20 protein-coding genes are annotated in these 19,368 nt (G+C 71.1%); 12 read left to right on the top strand and 8 right to left on the bottom strand.

From position 1 onward, the window contains the following. Nucleotides 1-75: 75 nt before the first annotated feature. From ACIPTO_RS17560 to ACIPTO_RS17535, 6 genes are all read left to right on the top strand, one after another. Nucleotides 76-870 carry a SigB/SigF/SigG family RNA polymerase sigma factor gene (locus tag ACIPTO_RS17560; protein WP_366317809.1) on the top strand — a complete coding sequence of 265 codons (795 nt, stop codon included), beginning with the start codon at nucleotides 76-78 and terminating at the stop codon, nucleotides 868-870. Between the two features lie 425 nt (nucleotides 871-1,295). After that, a complete protein-coding gene (locus ACIPTO_RS17555; protein WP_401192904.1) occupies nucleotides 1,296-2,522 on the top strand; it encodes a PP2C family protein-serine/threonine phosphatase in 1,227 nt (408 codons plus the stop codon). A gap of 85 nt (nucleotides 2,523-2,607) precedes the next feature. Beyond that, nucleotides 2,608-4,281: an ATP-binding protein gene (locus tag ACIPTO_RS17550; RefSeq protein ID WP_401192901.1), complete on the top strand. Its 1,674-nt coding sequence runs from the start codon at nucleotides 2,608-2,610 to the stop codon at nucleotides 4,279-4,281. Next, complete coding sequence (locus ACIPTO_RS17545; protein ID WP_366317815.1) at nucleotides 4,278-4,727, top strand: response regulator; 450 nt, start codon at nucleotides 4,278-4,280, stop codon at nucleotides 4,725-4,727. Before ACIPTO_RS17550 ends, ACIPTO_RS17545 begins: the two co-directional genes overlap by 4 nt. A 54-nt stretch (nucleotides 4,728-4,781) precedes the next feature. Further along, a complete protein-coding gene (locus ACIPTO_RS17540) occupies nucleotides 4,782-5,408 on the top strand; it encodes a PAS and ANTAR domain-containing protein (protein ID WP_401192898.1) in 627 nt (208 codons plus the stop codon). 109 nt (nucleotides 5,409-5,517) lie between these two features. After that, the gene (locus tag ACIPTO_RS17535) at nucleotides 5,518-5,991 is read left to right on the top strand and encodes a MarR family winged helix-turn-helix transcriptional regulator (RefSeq protein WP_401192896.1); all 474 of its coding nucleotides are present in this window, start codon (nucleotides 5,518-5,520) and stop codon (nucleotides 5,989-5,991) included. A 10-nt stretch (nucleotides 5,992-6,001) separates the two neighbouring features. Here the strand turns inward: ACIPTO_RS17535 and ACIPTO_RS17530 are convergent, their stop codons facing one another. Both ACIPTO_RS17530 and ACIPTO_RS17525 read right to left on the bottom strand, forming a co-directional pair. Beyond that, nucleotides 6,002-7,234, bottom strand: a complete 1,233-nt coding sequence (locus ACIPTO_RS17530; RefSeq protein WP_401192894.1) for a PP2C family protein-serine/threonine phosphatase — start codon at nucleotides 7,232-7,234, stop codon at nucleotides 6,002-6,004. Between the two features lie 65 nt (nucleotides 7,235-7,299). Further along, the gene (locus ACIPTO_RS17525; protein WP_401192891.1) at nucleotides 7,300-8,463 is read right to left on the bottom strand and encodes a PP2C family protein-serine/threonine phosphatase; all 1,164 of its coding nucleotides are present in this window, start codon (nucleotides 8,461-8,463) and stop codon (nucleotides 7,300-7,302) included. A 149-nt stretch (nucleotides 8,464-8,612) separates the two neighbouring features. Here ACIPTO_RS17525 and ACIPTO_RS17520 point away from each other — a divergent pair, with 149 nt between their 5' ends. Continuing rightward, the gene (locus tag ACIPTO_RS17520) at nucleotides 8,613-9,098 is read left to right on the top strand and encodes a MarR family transcriptional regulator (RefSeq protein ID WP_401192889.1); all 486 of its coding nucleotides are present in this window, start codon (nucleotides 8,613-8,615) and stop codon (nucleotides 9,096-9,098) included. 219 nt (nucleotides 9,099-9,317) lie between these two features. Here ACIPTO_RS17520 and ACIPTO_RS17515 read toward each other — a convergent pair whose 3' ends face one another. The 4 genes from ACIPTO_RS17515 to ACIPTO_RS17500 form a co-directional block, all read right to left on the bottom strand. After that, on the bottom strand, nucleotides 9,318-9,890 hold the full coding sequence (locus ACIPTO_RS17515) for a DNA starvation/stationary phase protection protein (protein WP_366317826.1): 573 nt from the start codon (nucleotides 9,888-9,890) through the stop codon (nucleotides 9,318-9,320). 96 nt (nucleotides 9,891-9,986) lie between these two features. Beyond that, nucleotides 9,987-11,789: a thiamine pyrophosphate-requiring protein gene (locus ACIPTO_RS17510; RefSeq protein WP_401192885.1), complete on the bottom strand. Its 1,803-nt coding sequence runs from the start codon at nucleotides 11,787-11,789 to the stop codon at nucleotides 9,987-9,989. Between the two features lie 168 nt (nucleotides 11,790-11,957). After that, on the bottom strand, nucleotides 11,958-12,137 hold the full coding sequence (locus ACIPTO_RS17505; protein WP_401192882.1) for a hypothetical protein: 180 nt from the start codon (nucleotides 12,135-12,137) through the stop codon (nucleotides 11,958-11,960). Nucleotides 12,138-12,295: 158 nt separating this feature from the next. After that, nucleotides 12,296-13,123 (bottom strand): alpha/beta fold hydrolase, encoded by an 828-nt coding sequence (locus ACIPTO_RS17500; RefSeq protein ID WP_401192879.1) that lies wholly within the window; start codon nucleotides 13,121-13,123, stop codon nucleotides 12,296-12,298. A gap of 278 nt (nucleotides 13,124-13,401) precedes the next feature. Here ACIPTO_RS17500 and ACIPTO_RS17495 point away from each other — a divergent pair, with 278 nt between their 5' ends. After that, complete coding sequence (locus ACIPTO_RS17495) at nucleotides 13,402-14,298, top strand: alpha/beta fold hydrolase (protein ID WP_401192877.1); 897 nt, start codon at nucleotides 13,402-13,404, stop codon at nucleotides 14,296-14,298. A 96-nt stretch (nucleotides 14,299-14,394) separates the two neighbouring features. Then, a complete protein-coding gene (locus tag ACIPTO_RS17490) occupies nucleotides 14,395-15,138 on the top strand; it encodes a class I SAM-dependent methyltransferase (RefSeq protein WP_401192875.1) in 744 nt (247 codons plus the stop codon). Nucleotides 15,139-15,149: 11 nt separating this feature from the next. Here ACIPTO_RS17490 and ACIPTO_RS17485 read toward each other — a convergent pair whose 3' ends face one another. Next, nucleotides 15,150-15,602: an ATP-binding protein gene (locus tag ACIPTO_RS17485; RefSeq protein ID WP_366317838.1), complete on the bottom strand. Its 453-nt coding sequence runs from the start codon at nucleotides 15,600-15,602 to the stop codon at nucleotides 15,150-15,152. Between the two features lie 169 nt (nucleotides 15,603-15,771). Between ACIPTO_RS17485 and ACIPTO_RS17480 the strand changes: the two genes are divergently transcribed. The 3 genes from ACIPTO_RS17480 (at nucleotide 15,772) to ACIPTO_RS17470 (ending at nucleotide 18,035) form a co-directional block, all read left to right on the top strand. Continuing rightward, complete coding sequence (locus tag ACIPTO_RS17480; protein WP_366317840.1) at nucleotides 15,772-16,134, top strand: STAS domain-containing protein; 363 nt, start codon at nucleotides 15,772-15,774, stop codon at nucleotides 16,132-16,134. A gap of 61 nt (nucleotides 16,135-16,195) precedes the next feature. Then, complete coding sequence (locus ACIPTO_RS17475; RefSeq protein WP_401192872.1) at nucleotides 16,196-16,960, top strand: maleylpyruvate isomerase family mycothiol-dependent enzyme; 765 nt, start codon at nucleotides 16,196-16,198, stop codon at nucleotides 16,958-16,960. Nucleotides 16,961-17,072: 112 nt separating this feature from the next. Continuing rightward, the gene (locus ACIPTO_RS17470) at nucleotides 17,073-18,035 is read left to right on the top strand and encodes an ATP-dependent DNA ligase (protein WP_401192870.1); all 963 of its coding nucleotides are present in this window, start codon (nucleotides 17,073-17,075) and stop codon (nucleotides 18,033-18,035) included. Between the two features lie 47 nt (nucleotides 18,036-18,082). On the opposite strand, the gene ACIPTO_RS17465 is transcribed toward ACIPTO_RS17470, so the two are convergent. Continuing rightward, nucleotides 18,083-19,351, bottom strand: a complete 1,269-nt coding sequence (locus tag ACIPTO_RS17465; protein WP_401192868.1) for a hypothetical protein — start codon at nucleotides 19,349-19,351, stop codon at nucleotides 18,083-18,085. Between the last annotated feature and the right edge of the window lie 17 nt (nucleotides 19,352-19,368).

The raw sequence follows: 19,368 nt of genomic DNA, 5'->3' as shown, positions 1-19,368 counted from the left end.
TTCCACCTGTCGAGGCGTGCTCACCACCCATGGGGACCGTCCGTTCGACACCCCCCCGAGGGAGTTGTGAGCACCATGGACACAGCCACCAGGAAGCACCACCCGCACGACGACGCCCCCCGCACCGCGGCGGACTTCGACCGCCTCTCCCACCTGCCCGCAGGCGCCGAACGAGCCGCCCTGCGCGACGAACTCGTCCGGGTCTGGCTCCCCATGTCCGAGCGCATCGCCGGCCGCTACCGCGGAAAGGGCGAGCCCTACGAGGATCTGCGCCAGGTCGCGGCACTCGGTCTCGTCAAGGCCGTCGACGGCTACGACCCCGAGCGCGGCCACGCCTTCGAGAGCTACGCCGTGCCGACCGTCACCGGCGAGATCAAACGGCACTTCCGCGACCACATGTGGGCCCTGCACGTCCCGCGGCGCGTACAGGAACTCCGCAACAGGGTGCGCGTCGCTCTGCGGGAACTGTCCGCCACGGGTGCCGACGGGCGCCCGAGCGTCGCGGAGATCGCCGCGTACGCGCAGCTGAGCGAGGAGGACGTACAGGCCGGTCTGGAAGCGCTGGACAGCTTCACCGCGCTCTCGCTGGACGCGGAGGCACCCGGTGGTGAGGACGCCGGCATGACGCTCGCCGGGCTGCTGGGGGAGTGCGATGCCGGGTTCGACCTGGTCGTCGACCGCGAGGCCGTCAAGCCCGCCCTCCAGCGGCTGCCCGAGCGGGAACGCGTCATCCTGTACCTCCGCTTCTTCCGCGGCATGACCCAGAGCGGCATCGCGGAACGGCTCGGCGTCTCCCAGATGCACGTGTCGCGGTTGATCAGCACGTCCTGCGCCACGGTGCGCGAACGCGTGCTCGCCGACGCCGCCTGACCTCGCCGGGAAGGGGCGGCCGGCCGCCCCGCGGGGCTGGCTCCCGGGGCGGCCGGTGGCGGGCTCACTGCCGAACCCTCCCGGGAGCGGCTGGGCAGTCGGCCGTCCTCTTCGGACTACCGGGCTGGGGCCGGTTCAAACAACATCCGGCCCAGGCGGACGTCCAGGTAGCCCGGAGTGCCGGCCGCGCCCGTCCTGTGGCGGGGTGTGAGCGCTTCGTGACAGGGTGCTGAGGAAGGGGGTTCCTCGCGCTCGCGCAGGACTCCGTCGTACCCTCAACAACGCTGAGTCCAGGGCGTGTTGGGGAGTCCCGGTCGCGGTCGTGAGGAGCGCGTACGGGACGTACCGGCGTACCGGTATGCTCTCGAATGTTGTCTGACGGCAACTATGGTCTCGAGGAACCGTGCGGTGGGGAGGGCAGGACCATGGTGGTGCCACAGCCGCGGGCCGACGACCTGCTGTCGGTGGGCGGTGAAGGGGTCGGCCCGGAAGCCTGGGTGGCCTGGCAGCCCGCGGTCCTGCTGGTGGAGGACGATGCCGGTGACGCGCTCCTCGTGGAGGAACTGGTCGCCGACAGCGCGCTGAAGATACGTCTGCAGTGGGTGCGGTCGATGGCCGAGGCCGCCGAGGCGCTCGCGGTCGACGTGCCGGACTGCGTGCTGCTCGACCTGCATCTGCCGGACGCCCAGGGACTCGAAGCGCTGTCCCGGGTACGGGCGAGCGCCGATCGGGCGGCCGTCGTCGTCCTCACCGGGCTCGCCGAGGAGGAGACCGGCCTCGCCGCCGTCGCCGCCGGCGCACAGGACTACCTCGTCAAGGGCCGCGTGGAGCCGGGCCTCTTCGGACGCGCGGTGCGCTACGCGATCCAGCGCAAGCAGGCCGAGCGGGCGGCCGTCGCACTCCAGGCCAGCCGCATGCAGGCCCAGGAGAACGCCCGCCTGGAACGCGGCCTGCTGCCCCGCCCCCTGCTGCGCGGCGAGGGCGTCGAAGCGGTGACCCGCTACCGCCCCGGCCGCGCGCAGGCGCTGCTCGGCGGCGACTTCTACGACATCGTGCAGAGCGTCGACGGCACCGTCCACGCGGTCGTCGGTGACGTGTCGGGACACGGGCCCGACGAGGCCGCCCTCGGGGTGGCCCTGCGGATCGCCTGGCGCACGCTGGTGCTCAGCGGGGTCACGGGCGCCGAGCAGGTGGCCCGGCTCGAAGAGCTCCTGGTCGCCGAGCGCGCCCGGAGCGAGGTCTTCGCCACCCTCGTCAGCCTCTCCGCCGCACCCGGCGAACGCACGGCCAGCGTCGTACGGGCCGGACACCACGGGCTGCTGCGGAGGCACGGCGGCAACGTGGAGTGGCTGGAGGTCGCGGGCGGCCCGGCGCTCGGCGTGGTCCCCGGCCTCGCGGCCTGGCCGGTCGAGGAACTGGCCGTGCCCCGGGACGCCGCCGTGGTGCTGTTCACCGACGGGTTGTTCGAGGGCCACGTCGGCCGCGGCTCCGAGCGGCTGGGGGAGGACGGACTGCTGCGTCTCGCGCGGGAGAGGGCCGCGCTCGCCCCGGAACCGTTCGTCGACGAACTGATCGCCTCCGCCGAGCGCCTCGCCGAGGCGCAGGGCGGGCTGGCGGACGACGTGGCCGTGATGCATCTGCACTGGATGTGATGCGACCGCCCCGGACGTGATTCACTGCGCCGGGACCGAGCAGGCGGGACGAGAGGAAGTCGGGACGACGAGAACGGTGAGGGACATGACGCGCGGAACTGGGATCGGGCGCCGACTGACAGTGCAGGGGTGGTTCTTCCTCACGCTGTCGCTGATGGTGCTGCTGGTGGTGGTCGGCACCGTGATCGGCGCCGACCTGCTGAACCGGACCGCCCAGGTCACCGACGACCTGCTGCTGCGGGTCCAGCCCTCCCAGACCGAGGCGTACCGGCTCCAGGCCGCGCTGGTCAACCAGGAGACCGGCATCCGCGGCTACGCGATCGCCGCCGACAAGCAGTTCCTCGCCCCGTACACCGCGGGCAAACAGGACGAGGCCCGTTCGGCCGCGCGACTGCGCGCCCACCTCCGTGACCGGCCCGATCTCCTCGCCGATCTCAACGCGGTGGAGCGCGGCGCGGCCGAATGGCGGCAGAACTACGCCGAGCCCCTCGCCGCCGCCGTCACGCCGGGCCGGGCGGGAGCCGTCGACCGGGCCACCGTGGACAGCGGCAAGCACGAGTTCGACCACCTGCGCGCCCTCTGGGCGAAGCAGAACACCGACCTCGCGAAGGCCGTGAAGCAGGGCCGGGCACACCTCGTCCACCAGCGGACGGTTCGCGACAGCGTGCTCAGCGCCATGATCGCGGCCTTCCTGCTGACCGGTGTCGCCCTCGCCGTCCTCGTCCGCCTGCTGGTGACCCGCCCCCTGGAGGCGCTGAGCAAGGCCTCGGAACGGGTCGCGGGCGGCGACTTCGCGTACCACATCACGGGGGAGGGCCCGGCCGACCTCACGTCGGTGGCCGGAGCCGTCGAGGGCATGCGCCGACGGATCGTGGCCGAACTCGACGCCTCCCGCGACCAGGAGGAGATCCTGAGTCGGCAGGCCGTCGCACTGGACGCGCAGGCCGTCGAACTGCGCCGGTCCAACGCCGAGTTGGAGCAGTTCGCCTACGTAGCCTCGCACGATCTCCAGGAGCCGCTGCGCAAGGTCGCCTCGTTCTGCCAGCTGTTGGAGAAGCGGTACGGCGACAAGCTCGACGAGCGCGGCGTGCAGTACATCGACTTCGCCGTCGACGGCGCCAAGCGCATGCAGGTCCTCATCAACGACCTGCTCACCTTCTCCCGCGTCGGACGCCTCGACGACACCCGGGAGAAGGTCGCCCTCGGCCCGACACTCGACAAGGCGCTGCGGAACCTCGCGACCGCCGTGGAGGAGTCGGACGCCCGCATCGACCGGCCCGAGACCCTGCCCGACATCGTCGGCGACCCCACCCTGCTGACCATGCTCTGGCAGAACCTGGTGGGCAACGCCCTCAAGTTCCGCCACCCGGACCGCGCCCCGCACGTGTCCGTCACCTGCGAACCCGACCCCGACAGCCCCGGCATGTGGCGGCTGAGCGTCGCCGACAACGGCATCGGCATCCCCGAGGAGTTCGCCGACAAGGTCTTCGTCATCTTCCAGCGGCTGCACAGCCGCGACGCCTACGGCGGCACCGGCATCGGACTCGCCCTGTGCAAGAAGATCGTCGAACACCTCGGCGGCCGGATCTGGATCGAATCCACGGTCGGGGAGGGCACCCGCTTCCGCTTCACGCTCCCGTCCGCCGAGGAACCCGCCGCCGCGGCCCGTGCCGCCGCGGACATCGAAGCCACCGAGGCAGCCGAACCCGCCGACGGGACCGGTACCTCCACCACCACCGACGAGAAGGCCCTCACATGACCCTCCCCGGCGCGACCCCGATCGACGTCCTCCTCGTGGAGGACGATCCGGGCGACGAACTGATGACCCGCGAAGCCTTCGAGGACAACAAGATCGGCAACACCCTCCACGTCGTCCGCGACGGCGAGGAGGCCCTCGACTTCCTCTACAAGCGCGGCGACCACACCGAGGCCCCGCAGCCCGACCTCATCCTCCTGGACCTCAACCTCCCCAAGTACGACGGCCGTCAGGTCCTGGAGAAGATCAAGTCCGACCCGGAGCTCGCGCACATCCCCGTGGTCGTCCTGACCACCTCCTCGGCCGAGGAGGACATCCTGCGCAGCTACAAACTGCACGCCAACGCCTATGTCACCAAACCGGTCGACCTCGACCAGTTCATCGCCGCGGTCCGGCAGATCGACGACTTCTTCGTGCAGGTCGTCCGGCTGCCCCACCGCTTCGGCTGAGGCGTTAGGGTCTTCGTACGAGGTGACGAGACGGGTGTCGGGGTGGTGAGGAACATGGAGTCCGAGGACGACCGCACGGACGAGATCACCGGAGTGTTCCTGCACCGGCTGCCGGAGGACACCTGGTGGTGGTCGGACGAGATGTTCCGGCTGTTCGGCTACGAGGCCGACGCCGTCACGCCCACCGCCAAACTGCTCCGCGGCCACATCCACGCCGAGGACCAGCCCCGCCTCGACAGCGCCCTGGAACACGGCAGGACCACCGGGAACCCCTTCAGCTGCTACCTCCGCGTGGTCGGCGCGACGGACACCGAACGCAGTGTCGTCCTGGTCGGCGACGGCCGTGCCGGAGACGACGGCGAGGTGGTGGTGCTGCGCGGGTTCGCCGTCGACGTGACGACCTCCGTACAGGAGGAAGCACGGCGCACCGCCGACTCCGACATCGACCGGGCCCGCGTCTCCCAGCAGGACATCGACCTCGCCCGCGGAGTGCTCATGGCCCTCTACGGCGTCGACCCGGACATCGCGATGCGCGTCCTGCGCCGCCACTCCCAACACGCCAACGTCAAGCTCCGCGCCCTGGCCCGTTCGGTGTGCGAGGCCGCGCCCACGGCACCCGGCCGCCCCCAGCACGACCTGCACCAGCGGATCGCGTCCGTGCTGTATCCCGACCGCGACTGACCAGCCGGTCAAGCTCTTGCGGAAGGGGTCGCTTGGGGGTGGGAATCTCGGGTAGGCCCATCCCATGAGCGGCGAATCACCACACTGCCGATTTCCCTGAGGCGATCTCTTGGCTGCACATGGGGAGGCGGACAGAACACCGGCGCAGGCGGACGGCAACGACGTCGTCGCGGGTCGGATCGCCGATGCCGTGGACGGCCTGGCCGAGCTGTGGACCGCGGCGGCGGCCGAGGCGTCGGTACGGCTCTCCCCGCACCAACTGCGCGCCCTGCACGCCCTGGAGGCCGAGCCCGGCGCGAACCTGACCCTGCTGGCCGAGCGGCTCGACGCGGGCCTGCCCACGGTGAGCAGGCTCTGCGACCGGCTGGAGGCGGCCGGACTGCTGCGCCGGGAGGCCGCGCCGCACAACCGCAGGGAGATCCAGCTCTGGCTGACCGCCCACGGCAGGGACGTGCTCGCGGAGGTGGCCCAGCTGCGGTCCACGGCGCTGACGGACGTCCTGAGCGGCATGGCGGCGGACGACCGCGCGGCCCTGGAACGCGGGCTGCTGGCGTTCGTCGCCACACTCACCGGGGGCGGGTGAGCCCCTCGGCTCACGACGGGGTGGCGTCGCGTCCGTTCCAGTCCAGGCAGACCACGGCCGCGTCGGCGGTCAGCTCCGTGCTGCCGAAGTGCTCGACGAGACTCGACACCACCGAACGCGCGACCTCCTGCGGGGCCTGGGTCGGCGCCGTGTCCAGGGCCCGGCGCAGCGCGTCCTCGCCGAACAGGGCGCCCTCCGGCGAGCGGGCCCCGTGCACGCCGGTGCTCAGCGCCACGAGCCGGTCCCCGGGCCGTACGGTGAAGGTCTGTTCCTCGTAGGCGGTCTCCTCGAACATGCCGAGCGGGAGCTGTGCCTCCAGTTCGATCCGCCGCACCGTGTCGCCGCGCCTGCGGTAGAGGCGCGGGGAGCCCGCGTCGACGGCCTGGACGGTGCCGGTCGCGAGGTCGAAGCGGAGCAGCAGCGTGGAGGCGTACACCTTGCCGCCGAACTGGGCGTATACCGCCTGGTCGGCGAGCCGGGCCTGGTCGGCGAGGCTCACGCCGGCGCGGCGGGCGTTGCGCAGGGCGCCCACCGTGACGCTGGTCAGCAGGGAGGCGTCGATACCGCGGCCCATGCCGTCGGTGACGGTCACCGTGAGCTGGCTGCCGTCGGTGCTCCAGTCGAAGTTGTCACCGCCGACGGTGTACGCGGGCTCCAGATGGGCGCCGATCACGAACTCCGGGCGCCCGCAGCCGCGCCCCGGCAGCAGCTGCCACTGCATCTCGGCCGCCAGGGTGAGGCGCCGGGTGCGGCGGGCCAGGATGTACAGGTCGGTGTCGCGTTCCGCCGCGGCGATCTCGTGGCCCAGCGCGGTGGCGAACTCGGCGAGCCCGCGCACTCCGGCCGGATCGGCGCCGGCGGCGGGCAGCCGGGCGGAGAGCACGCCGTGCCGGTCGCCGCGCACGGTGACGGGCACGTAGACGGTGGCCGTCCCGTCCCCTCCTGCCCCTCCCGCCCCGTCCGCCTCGTCGGCCCTTCCCGGCTCGACGACGGGCGTCTGGAGGGTGAACGCGCGGCCCGCGGGGCCGTCGTAGGCGGAGACGGGTTCGCCGGTGGTGTCCGGCGGCGGGGAGACCGGGCGCAGCACCCGCAGGCCGTAGTCGGCGAGGAAGAGGCTGACCTCCCGGGCTCCGGCCCGGTCGGCGAGCAGGCGGCGGGCCGTCCCGACGAGAGCGTTGGGCGGGACCGACCGCAGCTCGCTCTCCACAGAGGGGAGCGACTCAGAGGTGCTCACGGCGTTCACCCTTCCGGCTCAGTGTCTTCACACTAGCGCCACGCGAGTGGGAGCGGGGGACGACGGGGCACACGTCACCGCCCCCGCCAGTCCAGGCACACCACCAAGGCGTCGTCGTCCGGGGTCGCTGTGCCGCGGTGGCCGGTCAGCTCACGGAGCACGGCCCTCGGCACCTCGGCGGCGGGCAGCAGCCTGGTGTGCTGGATCGCCCGCGCCAGCGCCGCTTCCCCGTACGCCTCACCCTTCGGCGAGGCGACGGCGTACACCCCGTCGCTGACGAAGAGGAGCCGGTCGCCGGGCTCGACCCGGAAGTCCTGCTCGACGTAGTCGGTCTCCTCGAACATGCCCAGCGGCAGCTGCGCGTCGAAGGAGACCCGTTCCACCACGCCGTCCCGCAGCCGCATGGTCTGCGGCGAACCGGCGTCCACCACTCTGGCCCGCCCGGTGGTGAGGTCGAAGTCGAACATCAGCACCGACATATGGCTGTGGCCCTGGTAGTGCGCGTACACCGCCTGGTCGGCGAGGGCCGCCTGGTCGCCGAGGGGGATGCCGGCCCGGCGCGCGTTGCGCAGGGCGTTGATCGCCAGGTTCGTCAGGAGCGACGCCTCTATGCCCTCGCCCATGCCGTTCGAGACGTAGAGCGTGAGGTGGTCGGCGGTGGCGGACCAGTCGAAGTTGTCCCCGTGGATCGCGTACGCGGGCTCCAGCTGCGCGCCGAGGTCGAACTCGGAGCGCGAGCACGAGCGGCCCGGCAGCAGCTGCCACTGCATCTCCGCCGCCAGCGTGAGCCGGTCCTTGCGCCGGGCCCGCAGATACAGGTCCGTGTCCCGCTCGGCGACCAGCACCTCATGGCCCAACACCTCGGCCAGGTCGGTCAGTTCGGGCAGGCAGTCGCGTACGTGGTCGCCGCCCGGCAGGGTCACCGAGAGCACGCCGAGACGGTCCCCGCGCACGCTGATCGGCAGATGGACGCGCACGCTGCCGTCCCCGAGGTTCCCCTCCACGAAGGGTTCCTGGGCGCCGAAGGCGCGGCCCGCGGGGGTGTTGTGCACGGAGACCGCCGGCAGGGTGTGCGGCAGTTCGGTCACGGGCTGGAGCACGGTCAGGCCGTAGTCGGCCATGAGCAGGTCCACCGTGTCCGCCTCGTACAGCCGGCCGAGTTCGCGGCCGACGACGTCGGGCAGTTCATGGGGGGCCGCCGTGCGCAACGCACGCTCGACAGCCAGGAATCTGTTCACGATCGTAGGTATGCCAATCTCTCACCCGAGGCACGCGTAGCCCGCTTCTGCGGTGGGCCGTACGGCCCCTGTGCCGCGTGTCGTCTCGTCCATCCGTGTCCGTTGCGCGCGCCTAGTAGGCTGGGGCCCGTCCCTGTGCCTGCGAGAGTGTGACTGTGACGTCCTTCCACCCCCGCCCCGAGCCCGACGAGGTCGCGCGCGTCACCTCTACGGCCGCGGAACTGCTGGAAGTCCTGTGGGGGCGTGCCTCGACGGCGCCCGCGTCCGCCTCCCAGCTGCGTGTGCTGTTCATCCTGGAGCACCACGAGGGCATCAACCTGCGGACCCTCGCGGACCATCTCGCCTCCACCCCGCCGTCGACCAGCAGGCTGTGCGACCGGCTGCAGGCGGCCGGGTTCGTCGACCGCGAGGTGAGTCCCACGGACCGGCGCGAGGTGCGCCTGTACCTCAGCAGCCTGGGGCGGGCCTTCCTGTCGGACCTGCGGGCCCGGCGCGAGGAGGCGCTCGGGGCGGTGCTCGAACAGATGCCGACCGCCGGGCGCAACGCGCTCCTCACCGGCCTGGAAGCGTTCTGTGCGGTGGCGGCGGCGCAGATACACGACCACGACGACTCCTCGGGCAGCCGTACCGCCTGACCGAGCCGCCCGACAGCCGCCCGCCGGGCGGCTGTTCGTCGTTCGTGGTCGGCGCGGCGAGTGGCCTCCGCCGACCGCGACATCCCAGATCCTTCCCCTGCTGCGATGACACCCGCTACTTTGTTGCCTCATGGCCATAGTTGTCAAACGGCAAGTTTTGCGGGTGCCAGCGGCGATATGTGGTCGAGCAGGGGAAGTTGGGTGGAGACTCCGGGCCGGTCAGCCCAGTTCGGCGCCCTTCGCGGCGGCCTCGGACTCGGAGTGCGCGTCGCCGGTGACGAGGCTGCCGCCCGCGCTCTCCAGGTGCGCCCGCACGAACCACTGGAACTGCTCCAGGTCGCGCAGCTGCCCGATCAACAGGTCCTCGGTGGCGGGATCGATGTCGGCCGCCTCCTTGACCGCGGCCCGGACGTCCTCGATCAGCCCCGTGTAGACGAGGTTGAGCGCGCCGAGGTGGGCGATGGCGTCCGCCCGGCCGATGGAGTAGTCGTCCCAGGTGCGCTCGGCCACCAGCGTGCCGGGCGTGCCCGGTGCGATACCGCCGAGGGCGGCGATGCGCTCCGCCACGTCGTCGGCCATCTCGCGCACCTGGTCGACCTGCGGGTCGATCATCTCGTGCACGGCGATGAAGTGCGGTCCGACGACGTTCCAGTGCACGTGCTTCAGCGTCAGATGGAGATCGTTCAGCGAGTGGAGCCGCTGCCGCAGGACACCGATCAGCCGGCCCGCGGCCTCGCGCTCGACTCCGGGAACGGTGTACTCCGGGGTCAGGTCCTTGATCTCCTTGGTCATGGTTCACCTCTGGTCATCGGTGGGGCGTGCGGTTCCTTACCTGGTCACGAGTGCCCCTGTCCGGCGAGGTCAGACATCCCGTTTGTGCGGGATACGTCACGATCGGCCCGTGGGCCGGCCGCCGGGCAGCAGATCCTGGATCTTCGCCTTGAACCCCTGCCTGACCATGGCCGCGCGATCGCTGTCGCCCTTGAGGACGGAGGACGCCGCGGCCTCGATCTGCTCCAGGGAGGCGTGCGGCGGGATCGGCGGCACGGCGGGGTCGGTCACGAAGTCCAGCACGCACGGCCGGTCCGCAGCGAGCGCGCTCTCCCAGGCGCCGGTCACGTCCTCCGGCTTCTCCACCCGGATGCCGGTCAGGCCGAGGGAGCGGGCGAAGTCGGCGTAGGCGACGTCCGGGATCGACTGCGAGGGCAGGAACTGCGGGGCGCCCTCCATGGCACGCATCTCCCACGTCACCTGATTGAGGTCCCGGTTGTTGAGCACGGCGACGACCAGCCGCGGATCCGACCATTCCCGCCAGTACTTCGCGACGGTGATCAGCTCGGCCAGGCCGTTCATCTGCATCGCGCCGTCCCCGACCAGCGCGATGGCGGGCCGGTCGCCGTGCGCGAACTTCGCCCCGATCGCGTACGGCACCCCGGGTCCCATCGTGGCGAGCGTCCCCGACAGCGAACCGCGCATCGCGCCGCTCAACTTCAGGTGCCGGGCGTACCAGTTGGCGGCCGAGCCGGAGTCGGCGGACAGGATCACGTCGTCCGGCAGCAGCCCGCTGAGCGCGTGCACGACGTGCTCGGGGTTGACCGGATCGGCGTCGACGGCGGCCCGCCGCTCCATGACCTCCCACCAACGGGCCACGTTCGCCTCGATCTTGATCCGCCACGACGGGTCGTCCATCTGCTCCAGCAACGGCAGCAGCCTGCGCAGTGTCGCGCCGGCGTCACCGACGAGATTGACCTCGAAGGGGTAGCGCAGCCCCACCATGTGCGGATCGATGTCGATCTGCACGCCCCGCGCCTTCCCGAACTTGGGCAGGAACTGCGCGTAGGGGAACGACGACCCGATCACCAGCAGCGAGTCGCACTCCCGCATCATCTCGTACGACGGCCGGGTGCCCAACAGGCCGATGGAGCCGGTGACATAGGGCAGGTCGTCCTCCAACGCGTCCTTGCCCAGCAGGGCCTTGGCGACCCCGGCACCGAGCCGGTCGGCGACCGCCTTCACCTCCTCGCGGGCACCCCGGGCGCCCTGACCGATCAAGATGGCCGTCTTCCCACCGGAGTTGAGGACATCGGCCGCCCGCCGCAGATCGTCCTCGTCCGGCACCGCCGTGTAGTGCGGCATGCCCAGACTGGAGGGCACCATCTTGAAGGCGTGCTCGGGCGGTGTGTAGGTCAGCTCCTGGACGTCCAGCGGGATGATCACGGCGGTCACCGAGCGGCGGGCCATGGCGGTACGCATCGCCCGGTCGAGGACGTTGGGCAACTGCTCGGGGACGGTGACCATCTCGCAGAAGTCGGAGGCGACGTCCTTGTAGAGGCTCAGCAGGTCGACCTCCTGCTGGTAACTGCCGCCCATGGCACTGCGGTTGGTCTGCCCGACGATGGCCACGACGGGCACGTGGTCGAGCTTCGCGTCGTAGAGACCGTTCAGGAGATGGATGGCGCCGGGGCCCGAAGTCGCCGCGCAGACACCGACCTTGCCGGAGAACTTGGCGTAACCGACGGCCTCGAACGCGGACATCTCCTCGTGCCGGGACTGGACGAAGCGCGGGTTGTCGTCCGCGCGGCCCCACGCGGCGAGCAGGCCGTTGATGCCGTCGCCCGGGTAGGCGAAGACATGGGTCACGTCCCACTCGCGCAGGCGCTGGAGGACGTGGTCGGAGACTGTGGTCGACATGGGGGAGAGGTCCTTCCGGTGGGGTGTCCGTCCGGTACGGGCCTACGGGTACCCCGGAAGGGGGCTTTCCTCGCCGTCTCTCCCGGGTGACGACATGCCGCGGGCCGGAAGCCCATGGCATCCGGCCCGTCCGTCGGCGCTGTTCCTCCGGCTCGTCGGTCGTCCTCGTCAGTCGTCCCCTCTGACGATGTTGCCCTCGACCAGCGTCTGCGGGGGCGGTGTCGCGCCGCTGTCGTCGACGGGCGGGACACAGGTCCTCACGGCCTTCCCGCCACGGCGGCGGGCCTTCGCCCAGCCGGTCTCGGGCGGCAGGTACAGGTCTTCCTTCTTCGCGGTGCGCGCGGTCACAGCGCTTCAACTTCTCTCTCTGCGTCAGAAATGTGCGGTCCCTGGTGCTGGTGTTCGGGTCCCCAGGGGGCGGGGACTCAAACGCTTTCCGGAACATTCGGGCACCGGGACACCGGGATATTCGGCATCGGGACATCCGGCACCGGGGACCGCCGCGGTCAACTCCGTGCGAAGTCGAGGAGATCGGCATTGAAGCGTTCGGCGAACCTCGGCACCATCGACAGACCGTGCGGAGCACCCGGATAGACCTTGTAGACCGCGTCCTTGACGAGTTTCGAGGATTTGTCGCCGGAGGCCACGATCGGCACGATCTGGTCGTCGTCGCCGTGCACGATCAATGTCGGGACGTCGATCTTCTTGAGATCCTCGGTGAGATCCGTCTCGGAGAACGCCTTGATGCAGTCGTAAGCGCCCTTGATCCCCACGGTCATGCTCCACAGCCAGAACTCGTCGCGGGTTCCCTGGGTGACGGTCGAGTCGTCGCGGTTGGCGCCGTAGAAAGGCGCACTGAGGTCCTTGTAGAACTGCGAACGGTCCGTCTCCACACCCTTGCGGATCTCGTCGAAGGCCTCGATCGGCAGGCCCTCCGGGTTCGCGTCCGTCTTGAGCATGAGCGGCGGGATCGCGCCGACCAGCACCGCCTTCGCGACCCGGCCGGAGCCGTGCCGGCCCAGGTAGCGGGTGACCTCGCCGCCGCCCGTCGAGTGCCCGACGAGGATCACGTCACGGAGATCCAGGGCCTCGATGACCGACGCCAGGTCGTCGGCGTACGTGTCGAGGTTGTTGCCGTCCCAGGGCTGATCCGAGCGCCCGCCCCCGCGCCGGTCGTGGGCGACGGCCCGGAAGCCGTTGTCCACCATGAATTTCAGCTGGGGATCCCATGCGTCGGCGGTCAACGGCCAGCCGTGGGAGAAGACGACGGGCTGCCCGGATCCCCAGTCCTTGTAGAAGATCCGTGTGCCGTCCGAGGTCGTGGCGAAGGGCATGGTGATTTCCTCTCCAATCGAGTGCTGGTACCCACGCCGGACGGTGAACACAACGCCACGAAACCAGTAGGGGACGTACGACGGGAAATCGACGGAAAAGGTCAGCAGCGAGAGGCGACCGGAATGAGCACGTCGTCGACGTCACTCTAGTCGAAGTGGGGCACTTCAGCGTGTCGAGCGGATTCCTCCGCCGCTTCCACCGTAACCCGGCGGGCGGGCCGAAAACGTCAGTCTGCGGTTCGTTCTTCGGCCCGCCTGTGATGGCTACCGTTTCGGCCATGCCAGAACTGACAGCACGCAACGTCGGCCCGTCCGGAATCGACATCGCCTACGAACGCCTCGGCGACCCCGGGGCTCCGCCGGTCCTCCTGATCATGGGAGCGGGCGCCCAGTTGATCAACTGGGCGGAAGGCTTCTGCCAGGAACTGGTGGACCGGGGCCTGCACGTGATCCGCTTCGACACCCGCGACGCCGGCCGGTCGACCCACTTCCCCGACGCGCCCGTGCCCGACTTCCCGGCGGCCCTGGCCGGAGACTTCTCCTCGGCCGCCTACACGCTCTCCGACCTGGCGGCCGACACCGTCGGCCTGCTCGACGCGCTCGGCCTCGGCGGCGCGCACCTCGTCGGCTCCTCCATGGGCGGGATGATCGCCCAGATGATCGCGATCGAGTACCCGGAGCGGGTCCGTTCGCTCACCTCGATGATGTCGACGACGGGCCGACCCGGCGTGGGCGAGGCCGACTTCTCCGTGTTCGCCGAACTGGGAGCGCCACCGCGGGACCGCGTGGCCTTCGTCGACTGGCAGGTACGGGCCCTCCGCCTCGCCGCGTCGCCGTCCTTCCCCTTCGACGAGACCGCGGCGGCCGAACGCTCCGGACGCGTCTTCGACCGCGGCTACGACCCCCTCGGCATCCAGCGCCAGGGCCTCGCGGTACTGGCCACCGGCGACCGTACCGAACGCCTGCGGTCCCTGCGGGTGCCCACTCTGGTCGTGCACGGCACCGCCGACATCGTCTGCGACATCAGCGGCGGCCACGCCACGGCGGAGGCCGTCCCCGGCGCGCAGCTTCTGATCCTGGAGGGAATGGGCCACGGGCTTCCCGAGGAACTGTGGCCGGAACTGGCCTCTCATATCGCCGAGTTGATCCACCACGCGGAGACGGTGACGACCTGACACCGCGCCCGCGGCGGTGGGCACGAGGCGGCCCCGGGCGTCGAGGGACCGGAAAATCGGTCGACAACTCCTCTCCCGGCAGCCAGCGTTGGCGCAATGCAGCAGGAGCAGATGTGGAACTCCGACGTCGCCCGGCGGTACGACACGCCCGGCACCGGAATGTTCGCGCCCGACGTGCTGGGGCCGACCGTGGAGCGGCTCGCGCAACTCGCCGGGAACGGCGCCGCGTTGGAGTTCGCCGTCGGGACCGGGCGGGTGGCCGTGCCGCTCGCCGAGCGCGGAGTCCCCGTCGCCGGGATCGAGCTGTCACGGCCAATGGTGGAGCAACTGCGCACCAGGGCCGACGAAGCGACGATCCCCGTCGTCATCGGCGACATGGCGACCACCGTCGCGCCCGGGACGTACAGCCTCGTCTATCTCGTCTACAACACCATCTCGAACCTGCTCGCCCAGGCCGAGCAGGTCGAGTGCTTCCGGAACGCCGCCCGCCATCTCACGGCGGGCGGTCGGTTCGTGATCGAGCTGTGGGTGCCGGAGCTGCGCGCCCTGCCGCCGGGGCGGACGGCCACCGTCTGGCAGACCGACCGGGACTACATAGGCCTGGACACCTACGACGTCCTCGACCAGCTGGTCGTGTCGCACCACTTCCACTTCGACGACACCGAGCAGGCGCGGTTGTACCGCAGCCCGCACCGGTACATCTGGCCGGCCGAACTCGATCTCATGGCGCAGCTCGCTGGGTTCGAGTTGGAGAGCAGGCACGGAGACTGGTCCGGCGGCGCGTTCACGGCGACGTCGCGCTCGCATGTCTCCGTCTACCGGATCCCGCCGACTTCGTAGCGGTATCCACCTCAGACGTCCGTCAGAGCTATGCGGGCGGTGATGCGCTTGCCCACCGGTTCGCGTCGGGCCTCGAAGCCGTGCGCCACCGCTCGGACGATCTCCAGGCCGTGCTGTCCCACGCGTTGCGCGTCCGCGCCCTGGGCGACCGGGAGCCGGGGGTCGGAGTCCCATACCTCGACCTCGACCAGGCTGTCGACGATCCGCAGATCCATCAGCACCGGACCGGGCGCGTACTTACGGGCGTTGGTGACCAGCTCGCTGACCACCAGCTGCGTGAGATCCATGGCCCGGGCCGACACGGGCAGCCCGAACTCGGCGCGGGCCCGGGTCAGGAACATGGCGGCCAGCCGACGGGCCTCGGCGATGCACGAGCCGTCTCCGTCCAGTGCCGCGGTGGACCGTATGGCCCGGTCCCGGGCCTGCGGTGCCGTGTCGTCCTCGTCCGATGAATCTGGTTCCATCAGGATCGTTTCACCGCCTTCCGCGTGCCCCGCGCATACCCCGTGAGGTAGCGCGCACTCGTCCATGTCCATAGGCTCCACCGAGCCTGGGCATCAACCGTACGATGCGGGGCAGCACTTCGGATGAAATCCTGATCCGTAGCGCTCACCGACTTGCGTATGAGGACAGATGGTGGACACCGAACAAGCGGGGCAGCCGGGGCGGTTGTCGGTCAGGACCGACGTCGTCGACGGCACCTTGGTCGTGGCCCTGACCGGAGAGATCGACCATGAGACGGGCGGATCGCTGAGGGAGGCGCTGGACCTGCCGGACGGCGCCGCACCGCGCGCCGTCATCGACCTGCGCCGGGTCACCTTCATGGACTCCAGCGGCATCAACATCCTCATCGCCGTCCACCGCACCCTCGCCGACGCGGGCGGCTGGCTGCGGCTGGCCGGGGCCGCGCCGCCCGTGCTGCGGATCATCCGGCTCGTGGGCATCGACGGCGTCATCAAGTGTCACCCGACGGTCCAACAGGCCCTCGGGAACTGACCGCCGGGGTGACCGGGATATTCGCTGTCGGGTCGGCCGGGCACGGTGGTAGACAGTCCGCGTGACAGAGATCCCTGAGTTCCCCGCCCTGCTGCGCCTGATCGACGAACGGTCGGCCGCGTTCCGGGCGGCCGTGGCCGCGGCGCCGAGCCTCGACGCCCAGGTGCCGACCTGCCCCGAGTGGACCCTCCGGGATCTGGTCGAGCACTTGGGCGGGGTGCACCGCCGCTGGGCCGCCAACGTCGCCGCGGGACCCGCCGACGGCCCGTCCGGCACCGTCCCCGAGGCGCCGAAGGACCCGGAGGCCCTGCTCGCCTGGTCGGCGGAGTCCACGGAGGAACTGCTCGGCACACTGCGGGAGTTCGGCCCGGACCGCGCATGCTGGACGTGGTGGGGCGGCTCGCAGTCGCCGCAGACCTCCGGCGCCGTGGCCCGCCACCAGGTCCAGGAAGCGTCGGTGCACACCTACGACGCCCAGCTCACCCTGGGCGCCTCGCAGGCGCGGGCGCTGCCCGAGGAAGCGGCGCTCGACGGCGTCGACGAGTTCCTGTCCACCTGCTGCGCGGGTCCGGACCCCTGGCCGCACGCGCCCGCCGTCGTCGATTACCACGCCACCGAAGGCCGCTCCTGGCGCCTCACACTCTCCGCCGACGGCGCCCACGCCACCCGTGTCCCCGCGGACGCCCCCGGGGCCGACGCCTCCCTCCGGGGCACGGCCGGCGAACTGGTCCTCGTGCTGTACGGCCGTATCCCGGTCGGCTCGCTGGAGGTGGACGGCGACGGCAACCTCTTCGACCTGCTCCTGGCCTGGGACCCGAGCGCCTAGGCACGGACAGGGGAGCCGGGGGATCTCCTGAGCGCGGGACGGTCGGGCGTGCCGTCGGGGAACGGCCTGGCCCGGGGTGCCGTGGCCCGCTGAAGAGGCGAGGGTGGGATGCATGGTCACCCTGCCGCCGATCGCGCCCATGCTCGCGTCACCCGGCCGCCTGCCGCTGCCGGGCGGTGACGACCGGTGGGCGGTCGAGACCAAGCAGGACGGTCAGCGGGTCCTCGCCCGTCTTCCCGGGGACGGGACGGCGCTGTTCCGGTCCCGTTCGGGCGAGAACATCACCTCGGCGTACCCGGAGCTGCAAGCCCTGGGAGAGGAGTTCCGGGGCACGCCGGCGATCCTGGACGGCGAGATCGTCGCCCTCGACGAAAGCGGGCGCGCGGACTTCGGGCGGCTGGAGTCCCGGATGGGGCTGGTCCGGTCACCGGCCGCCGTGGTCGGCCGGGCCGCCCGGCGCGCGCCGGTTCACCTGGTCCTGTTCGACGTTGTCTTCCTCGGCACCGACAGCCTCCTGTCGGCCCCGTACGCCGAGCGGCGGCACGCGCTGGAGTCGCTGGAACTGTCCGGAGCGTGCTGGTCCGTGCCGGCCGCGGTCGTCGGCAGCAGTGCGCGGGCACTGGAGGCGACCCGTGCGGCCGGGCTGGAGGGGATCGTGTGCAAGCGCCTGACGTCCCGATACGAGCCCGGGGTGCGCTCACGGTCGTGGATCAAGATCAGGAACCTGGTCACCACCGACGCGGTCATCGGCGGCTGGACGCCCGGCAGAGGGCGGTTGACCGGCCTGCCCGGAGCGCTGCTGCTCGGGCAGCGGCACGAAGGACGGCTGCGGTACGTCGGGAGCGTCGGCACCGGCTGGAGCGAGCGCGAACGGGCGGACCTGTCGGCACTCCTGAGCGTCGCCGCCACCACGGACTGCCCCTTCACCCCGGTCCCTCCGATCACCGGCGCCCACTGGGTGCTGCCCCGCCTGGTCGGCGAGGTCACCTACGCCACCCGCACCCGGGCCGGCTACCTCCGCCACCCCTCCTGGCACCGGCTGCGCCCCGACCTCGCACCTGAGGACATCGCGTAGCCCCGTGACGTGGTGCAGGCCCCTCCGACTCGGCCGACGCTAACCTCCTAGGCCTGGTTCTTGCCGAACAGGGCTTTGTCCAGGGCGCCTTGGACGTTGCCGCGGGCCAGATCGGTGGTGGCGGCCGGGAGCAGGGCGAGGGCTCCGGAGGCGAGCAGGAGGATGCGGACGCTGTCGCCGGGCACGGGTCCGACGCCGGGCAGGAGCGGGATGACCAGCCCCGCCGCGACGAGCACGACCGGGCCGGTGAGCCTGTTGGCGGCGCGCCGAAACTGCGAGGCGGCGGTCAACTCGGGCGCGTGGCGCAGCAGTTCGTCCCAGTCGGAGCCGACAGCGGCGAGCAGCCCGGCCCGCAGGGAGTCGCAGACACGGTCGTAGTCGGCGAGGGAGTGGACCTGAGCGAGAGAGCGACTGTGCAGCCGGAGCTGTTCGGCCAACTTGCGGTGCCTGTGGCGTATTTCGGTGCGCAGACCGCGCTCACGGAAGCGGACCGCACGGAGCGGCACCCGGTTGGTCTCGACGCGACGGGCACCGGCATCGATCTGGTAGCGCAGGAAGGAGATCTCCGAGGGTGCGTCCCAGCCGCGGCGTGAGCGGTACAGGTTGACGGTGCTCAGGAAGAGGGTCCGGATCGCTTCGTCGTCGCTGCGGTTCCACGGGGCCGGGCGGACGGACTGCATCCAGCTGTCGACGACCACCATCAGGCGGACCAGGACCGCGCCCAGCACGAGGGCCAGGACGATGAGGATGTTCCACCCCGTGGGCCAGGAAGCGTAGACGTCGGAGATCGTCGCCGCGGCCCAGGGGCAGCCCACAAGGATGACGGCCAGCTGCGGGACCTTCGCGTAGGGCAGGCCCCAGGCGACCCGGCTGCCGTCGCCGAGGGCGGAGCGCAGTAGGCGCAAGGAGGTGGGGAAACGGATGAGGAGGGCCCCGAGGCCGATGAGCGGGACGGTGATCAGGGCCTGGGTGCGGACGGACGTGACCAGGCCCTCCGCCGGCACATGGGACACGAGCCAGCTGCCCAACTCGGTGCGGACGCCGCGGTTCACGAACCAGAGCAGTCCTGCGCAGCCCGTGAGGGCGGACAGCAGGGTGAGCGCGAGGGCGGCGGCAGCGCGTCGTTCCCAGCTCCACACCGGGAGTTGTCCGTCCGAACAGGCGTGGTAGGCGGCCGGGATGATGGCTCCGCGCTCCTGTGCGGTGAGTCCTGGGATGTCGTGGACGCGCAGCAGGACGTAGCGGCGCCAGGAGTTCTCGTTCTCGGTCTCCCGGTCCGCCTGACGACGGGTGATGAAGCGGGACCAGATATCCATGCCCTGATGGTGGCGGA

Origin of the sequence: Streptomyces sp. NPDC090083, assembly GCF_044747445.1 — a bacterium.
Taxonomy (GTDB): Bacteria; Actinomycetota; Actinomycetes; order Streptomycetales; family Streptomycetaceae; genus Streptomyces.
This window is presented reverse-complemented; position numbering and strand designations above follow the sequence as displayed.

What these genes read in the sequence shown, in the direction of transcription:
- ACIPTO_RS17560 (WP_366317809.1), top strand. Translation starts at nt 76, where the DNA reads ATGGACACAGCCACCAGGAAGCACCACCCGCACGACGACGCCCCCCGC.
- ACIPTO_RS17555 (WP_401192904.1), top strand. Translation starts at nt 1,296, where the DNA reads ATGGTGGTGCCACAGCCGCGGGCCGACGACCTGCTGTCGGTGGGCGGT.
- ACIPTO_RS17550 (WP_401192901.1), top strand. Translation starts at nt 2,608, where the DNA reads ATGACGCGCGGAACTGGGATCGGGCGCCGACTGACAGTGCAGGGGTGG.
- ACIPTO_RS17545 (WP_366317815.1), top strand. Translation starts at nt 4,278, where the DNA reads ATGACCCTCCCCGGCGCGACCCCGATCGACGTCCTCCTCGTGGAGGAC.
- ACIPTO_RS17540 (WP_401192898.1), top strand. Translation starts at nt 4,782, where the DNA reads ATGGAGTCCGAGGACGACCGCACGGACGAGATCACCGGAGTGTTCCTG.
- ACIPTO_RS17515 (WP_366317826.1), bottom strand. Translation starts at nt 9,890, where the DNA reads ATGACCAAGGAGATCAAGGACCTGACCCCGGAGTACACCGTTCCCGGA.
- ACIPTO_RS17510 (WP_401192885.1), bottom strand. Translation starts at nt 11,789, where the DNA reads ATGTCGACCACAGTCTCCGACCACGTCCTCCAGCGCCTGCGCGAGTGG.
- ACIPTO_RS17500 (WP_401192879.1), bottom strand. Translation starts at nt 13,123, where the DNA reads ATGCCCTTCGCCACGACCTCGGACGGCACACGGATCTTCTACAAGGAC.
- ACIPTO_RS17495 (WP_401192877.1), top strand. Translation starts at nt 13,402, where the DNA reads ATGCCAGAACTGACAGCACGCAACGTCGGCCCGTCCGGAATCGACATC.
- ACIPTO_RS17490 (WP_401192875.1), top strand. Translation starts at nt 14,395, where the DNA reads ATGCAGCAGGAGCAGATGTGGAACTCCGACGTCGCCCGGCGGTACGAC.
- ACIPTO_RS17485 (WP_366317838.1), bottom strand. Translation starts at nt 15,602, where the DNA reads ATGGAACCAGATTCATCGGACGAGGACGACACGGCACCGCAGGCCCGG.
- ACIPTO_RS17480 (WP_366317840.1), top strand. Translation starts at nt 15,772, where the DNA reads ATGGTGGACACCGAACAAGCGGGGCAGCCGGGGCGGTTGTCGGTCAGG.
- ACIPTO_RS17470 (WP_401192870.1), top strand. Translation starts at nt 17,073, where the DNA reads ATGGTCACCCTGCCGCCGATCGCGCCCATGCTCGCGTCACCCGGCCGC.
- ACIPTO_RS17465 (WP_401192868.1), bottom strand. Translation starts at nt 19,351, where the DNA reads ATGGATATCTGGTCCCGCTTCATCACCCGTCGTCAGGCGGACCGGGAG.